6 protein-coding genes are annotated in these 5,668 nt (G+C 66.3%); 4 read left to right on the top strand and 2 right to left on the bottom strand.

What is annotated here, in order from left to right; genetic code table 11:
* Both GX414_11565 and GX414_11560 read right to left on the bottom strand, forming a co-directional pair.
* Positions 1-636 (bottom strand): HAD-IG family 5'-nucleotidase (locus GX414_11565; GenBank protein NLI47732.1); only part of this gene is annotated, 636 nt, incomplete at its 3' end.
* A gap of 82 nt (positions 637-718) precedes the next feature.
* Positions 719-952: a hypothetical protein gene (locus GX414_11560; GenBank protein ID NLI47731.1), complete on the bottom strand. Its 234-nt coding sequence runs from the start codon at positions 950-952 to the stop codon at positions 719-721.
* Positions 953-1,063: 111 nt separating this feature from the next.
* On the opposite strand from GX414_11560, the gene larE reads away from it, so the two are divergent.
* From larE to GX414_11540, 4 genes are all read left to right on the top strand, one after another.
* Positions 1,064-1,933 carry an ATP-dependent sacrificial sulfur transferase LarE gene (larE, locus tag GX414_11555; protein ID NLI47730.1) on the top strand — a complete coding sequence of 290 codons (870 nt, stop codon included), beginning with the start codon at positions 1,064-1,066 and terminating at the stop codon, positions 1,931-1,933.
* Entirely contained in the window at positions 1,930-3,654 is a 1,725-nt protein-coding gene (locus GX414_11550) for a hypothetical protein (GenBank protein ID NLI47729.1), read from the top strand. The genes larE and GX414_11550 overlap by 4 nt, the downstream gene beginning before the upstream one ends.
* Before the next feature lie 21 nt (positions 3,655-3,675).
* Entirely contained in the window at positions 3,676-4,848 is a 1,173-nt protein-coding gene (locus GX414_11545; protein ID NLI47728.1) for an acyl-CoA dehydrogenase, read from the top strand.
* Positions 4,849-5,136: 288 nt separating this feature from the next.
* Positions 5,137-5,668: 1-(5-phosphoribosyl)-5-amino-4-imidazole-carboxylate carboxylase (locus tag GX414_11540; GenBank protein ID NLI47727.1), on the top strand; the 532-nt coding region annotated here is incomplete at its 3' end.

Genomic DNA, 5,668 nt, shown 5'->3' with positions numbered 1-5,668 from the left:
TTTGCCCGCCTTGAGCTGGTCCAGCAGGGTCAGGACCAGTTCCGGATCCGTCTCCACAAACTGCTCCGGACAGCTCAGGATCTCGGCTTTCAGCTCCCCCTCCATGTGCGCCTCGTCCAGTCGCCGTTTGACCTCCCAGTACAAGTCGGCGTAACCGATCGCACCCGGCAGCAACCCTCGGTCGAGGCGGTCCACCAGCTGGGCGTACATGGACGCCTCGGACAACGAGAACAGCGTGTTCAGAAACACGAAGCGGCGGTCCGACAGCTCGACCTCCGTCCGGCCGTACACTTCGCGCTGGGCGTCGAACGGCATCGGCCGGGTTCCGTGGCAGGCGCGGGTGACGTAGCCGAACCGGTTGGCCTTGATCAGGTTGCCCAGTTTCGTGTCGATCAGGAGGCCGCGGATGACCTGTTCCGGGTCGAACCGCACGTCGCCGACCGGCCAGCCGAGACCCGCCAGCTTGTCCCTGAGCGTCAGAAACGCCCGCTGCTCCCATGCCTCGACCTGGTAGTGCACCAGGGTGTAATCCATGTCGTATCCCACGGCCCGGATGCTGAGCAGGTTCAGCGTGCGGTTGCAGTAAACCCGCCGTTCCGGCGGGGGCATGGCGGAGATGTTTTCAGGGGTGGTCATCACGGATTCCCGGGGCGGCAAGTCGGCGGTGCAGTCGGCGCACGGCGCGGCCACTTGGTCCGGGTCGCGGCTATCGGCCGGATCACTTGGTCTGCCGTATCTTCTCGACGTCGCCGGCGTGGAAGAAATGAAGCTCCAGCTGCGGGTCGTTCATCAGCGTGTGCGGCATCCGCGCCACCTCGCGGGTGACTTCACGGATTTTGCCTTCCTTGGCCCATTCGTTGAGCTGCTTTTTGGACACGCCGAAGCGCTTCTTGATGGCCACGTGGGACAGATACAGTTCGCCGTTATCCATGTGTTCGTGTTTGCTGCTCATGGCGGTTGTACCTCCTTCGCCGTCGGGGCAGTTTGAAACCGGCTCCGGGGAGCTCCATCCAATTCCGTGGTAAGATGATATCCTAATTTGCACAGCCGCCCAAAGAAAAAGATGGCGAACTCGAACACCGAACCCGCTGGGCTTGACGATGGCACCCTCAGGCAGCAGGAAACGCAGCTGGACGCGATCCTGGCGTCGATGGGATCCGCGCTCGTTGCTTTCAGCGGCGGCGTGGACAGCACCTACCTGGCCTGGGCGGCCCGCCGGGTGCTGGGTGCGCGGGCCGTGGCGGCCACTGTGCTGAGCCCCCTGAATCCGCCCGGTGAGTCGGCCGCCGCAGTCGAGACCGCCCGCCGCATCGTCATCCGCCATGAAACGCTGGTCTTTGACCCGCTCGAGTTGGACGCGTTCCGCACCAACCCGGCCGACCGCTGCTACCACTGCAAGCTCGAACTGATGGGACGTCTGCAACTGCTGGCCCGGGATCTCGGTCTGGCCGTCGTGGCCGACGGCGAAAACGCGGATGATGTCGCCGACTGGCGCCCCGGGCGACGGGCCACCGCCGAGCTGGGCGTCCGGCACCCCCTGGTCGAAGCCGGTTTGGGCAAGGGCGCCATCCGCCGTCTGTCCCGCATGGCGGGCCTGCCCACCGCGGAGCGGCCGGCCCTGGCCTGTCTGGCGTCCCGGATTCCGTACGGCACACCCATCACGGCCGACCTACTGGAACGGATCGGCCACGGCGAGACGTTCCTGTTCGCTCAGGGTTTTTCCAACTGCCGGCTGCGCCATCATGGTGACACGTGTCGCATCGAGGTGCCGTCCGACGAGTTGCCTCTCCTGCTGGAACAAGCCCGGCGAACCGCGGTCATCGCCTGCCTCCGCGCGCTTGGATACACATACATCACTCTGGACTTGGAGGGGTACCGCACCGGCTCGCTCAACGCCGGGCTGGCGGGTCGCTTCCCGGAGGAATCATCATGAAACACGCACTGGCCCTGCTGATCCTGCTGGTCGCGTCGGCCACCACCGTTGCGGGAACCGGCCCGGATCTGTCGGCGTGGGTGCCACCGGACTGCCAGCTGGTTCTGGAGATCCAGCGCCTGGACGAGGCCATGGCGCCGCTGGCTGTATCCGGTCCGGCCCCTGATCCCGCCGTCCTGATCCAACGGCTGTGGCCGGAGCTCCGGCTCCCGTGGGCGCCTGCCGAATGGCCGGCAACCGGTCCCGATGACTGGCGGTCGATGTCCGCGCTGGTCGCGGCCCACCGTTCGGCGGGCGCACCGGCGGAATCCACCCGTGGCCTCCTGGTGGTGGGATTCGGCACGGTGGATCTGTATCAGCGATTCGTCCGGCAGCTCCTGCCACCGGCGGAGACCGTGGTCTCCAGCCGGACCATCGGCCCATACTCGGTTTACTCCGCCCCCGAATCGGCTGGCTGCCTGGTGTTCGGCGCACAGACCGTCGCGTTCGGCCGCGGCTTCGACGTTGCCGGGCTGATCACCAGACCCCGCAGCCAGGTGGTCGCCGCAGAGTCAACCGGCCCCGCTCTGCCCGGCTTCCCGGCCGAATCCTTCCTGCGCCTGCGGCTGAATTTGGCGTCCATGGGACTGCTCTCCGATGACACCATGCGGGCCGCCGCCGAGCGGATCGTCCAGGAACTGCGACAACCGGCCGAGGCTCCGGACGCGGGTGGTGCTCCGATCTCGGCGTTCCGCAACCTGTTCAGCCGGATAACACCCGCGCAGATGACGGCATTTCTGACCGGCCTTGGACTGGACAGCCTGCGCGACCTCACCTTGACCCTCAGCGGCGACGCCGAGCGGGTGGGCCTAGCGATGGACCTGGCGATCGACCGCGAACCGGGGCTGGTCCAGGACTACCTGGGCGGGATGCGCGACCGGCAGCCGGTGGCGTGGCGCCTCCTCCCGGCCGACACCCTGATGGCGATGGACTCCATCCTGGACGCGTCACACCTGCTGCGGCTCCTGCGTGCGCATGCCCGGGACACTCTGGGAACGTCCGGCGAGACGGTGTTCCTCGGATTGGAGCTGGCCGCCCAGGCCCGCCTGGGCCTGTCGTTCTCCGACCGGCTCCTGCCCCTCTTGGGCGCCGAGTGGGGTCTGGCCGTCCTGCCCGGCGCCCCGGATGACTCCCCCCGACTGGTGGGCTTCTGCGTTCCCGAGGATCCCGCCATGCTAACGGTGGTGCTGGAGCGGGTCGCCCCGCGCCTGCCGATGGGTGTCACCCCGCCCGCCTCGGGTGGCGAGCCGTTCTACATCCTGAACCTGAACCCGCAAGCCGAGAAGCCGTCACTCACGTACCTGCTCCAGACGGGGCCGGCGGTCTTTGTCAGCGACCGCCCGGAAGCGCTGCGGCAGATCCTGACCGCCAGCCGGTCCGGCGCAACGTTCAACCCGTCCGTTCTTCAGGACCCCCCAGCCGGCGTTCGCCGCATTCAGATGCTGTACGGACGGGCCGACCTGTCCGGCTCGTTCGGGCGCGGTGCGCCCGCATCCGGCGTCCCGTTCCTCGGCCAGACCTGCCTGTCGGACAGCGGCTTGTCCGCCGGCTTTTTACTGCCCCGTTCGGCGTTGACCGGTCTCGTCCAGCTTCTGCCCGGCCTGCTCTCCCGGGTTCCGTCCGGTCCCCCAGCCGGGACGGACGCGGCCCCGCCGCCTGATGCGGCCGGTCCCCGGCCATAATCCACCCAGGAGTTGTACCGCATGAAACCGTTTCCCGGCGTCGACTTTTTCAGATTCGATGCGCTGTTGAGCGATGAGGAGCGGATGGTGCGCGACACGGTCCGCCGCTTCACCGATGAACAGATCAAGCCCGTCATCGAAACCCACCACCGAGAGGGTCATTTTCCCGTCACCCTCATCCGGCCGATGGCGGAGCTGGGGCTCCTGGGCGCGAACCTCGACGGCTACGGCCTGCCCGGCCTGGCCGGCGCGGCGTACGGGCTGATCATGCAGGAACTGGAGCGGGGCGACAGCGGCATCCGCTCGTTCGCCTCGGTGCAGGGGGCGCTGGTCATGTACCCCATCCATGCCTTCGGCTCGGAGGAGCAGAAGGCTCACTGGCTGCCCCGGTTGGGCGCCGGTGAAGTCGTCGGCTGCTTCGGCCTGACTGAGCCCGATTTCGGTTCCAATCCCGGCGGCATGACCACCCGGGCCGAAGCGACCGCCGACGGGTTCGTGTTGAACGGTTCCAAGATGTGGATCACCAACGGCGATCTGGCCGACGTGGCCGTGGTCTTCGCCAAGCTCGACGGCGAGGTGAACGGTTTCCTGGTGGAGCGCGGCACGCCGGGTTTCGCCACCCAGGAGATCAAGGGTAAGTTTTCGCTGCGGGCGTCGGACACCGCCACGCTGTTCTTCGAAGACTGCCGGATTCCGGCGGCCAATCGCCTGCCGGGCGCCCGGGGCCTGAAGACCGCCCTGATGTGCCTCACCCAGGCCCGCTACGGCATCGCCTGGGGAGTGATCGGCGCCGCCATGGAGTGCTACCACACCGCGCTGGAATATGCCAAGGAACGGGTCCAGTTCGGCGGGCGGCCCATCGCCGCCCACCAGCTTGTCCAGGAGAAACTGGCCTGGATGATCACCGAGATCACCAAGGCCCAGTTCCTCACCCTCCACGCCGCGCGGCTCAAGGACGCCGGAGAGCTGAAATTCCACCACGTTTCGATGATCAAGCGGAACAACGTGGACATGGCCCTGCAGTGCGCCCGTCTGGCCCGGGACATCCTGGGAGCCGCGGGAATCGTCGATGACCATCCGGTCATCCGGCACATGCTGAACCTGGAATCGGTGCGCACCTATGAAGGCACTCACGACATCCACACCCTCATCATCGGGCAGCAGATTACCGGGGAGCCGGCTTATGGCGAGTAGAAGGAAGGCGCCGGTCTTTCAAAATTTGGGGATTTTTGGTTGGATGGGTCTTTAAAGGTGGGTTTAAGGGTTGATAAACCTTGACTTGTTTTTTGGCTTTGAAAGACCGGCTATACAGTTAGATGACGTCGCGGCCAAAAAGTTTAGCGGAACATCCCATTATTTTTATCTACCGGGAGAGCGCCGGACAATCTATTGGTATTGCGACAGTTACAATGATCGCCCTTGCCCGCTGACCTGATTTCTGTTAAGTTGGGGCCTTCGGATTCCCTGAAGGCGGGAGGCTGTTTGAACGAACAGGAACTGCGGCGGCTGCTCGAATCGCTCCAGCAGGGTGAGATCCCCGTGGAGGGCGCCTTGGAACGCCTGCGGCACCTGCCGTTCGAGGATCTCGGCTTCGCCCGGGTGGACCACCACCGCGCCCTCCGCCACGGATTTCCGGAGGTCATCTTCGGCCGCGGCAAAACCGTGGCCGAGGTGACGGCCATCGCCGAGCGGATCATCGACCGGACCGCCAATCTGCTGATCACCCACGCCACTCTCGAGATGTTCGAGGCGCTGAGCGCCCGTTTCGACCGCTTGACCCACCACGCCCGGGCCCGCTGCGTCACCCGCTGCACCGACGCCACCGACCGCGGGCGCGGCACCATTCTGATCATCACCGCCGGCACCGCCGACCTGCCGGTGGCCGAGGAAGCCATGGTCACCGCCCAGATCATGGGCAACCGCGTGGAGCTGGTGGCCGACGTGGGTGTGGCGGGCATTCACCGCCTGCTGAGTGTGCGGGAACAGATCGCCGCCGCCTCGGTGGTTGTCGCGG

The organism is Acidobacteriota bacterium (assembly GCA_012517875.1).
Taxonomy (GTDB): Bacteria; Acidobacteriota; JAAYUB01; order JAAYUB01; family JAAYUB01; genus JAAYUB01.
This window is presented reverse-complemented; position numbering and strand designations above follow the sequence as displayed.

Bases quoted from the DNA above. Each gene is read 5' to 3' on its own strand.
- GX414_11550 (NLI47729.1), top strand. From the start codon at position 1,930: ATGAAACACGCACTGGCCCTGCTGATCCTGCTGGTCGCGTCGGCCACC.
- GX414_11545 (NLI47728.1), top strand. From the start codon at position 3,676: ATGAAACCGTTTCCCGGCGTCGACTTTTTCAGATTCGATGCGCTGTTG.
- GX414_11560 (NLI47731.1), bottom strand. From the start codon at position 952: ATGAGCAGCAAACACGAACACATGGATAACGGCGAACTGTATCTGTCC.
- larE (NLI47730.1), top strand. From the start codon at position 1,064: ATGGCGAACTCGAACACCGAACCCGCTGGGCTTGACGATGGCACCCTC.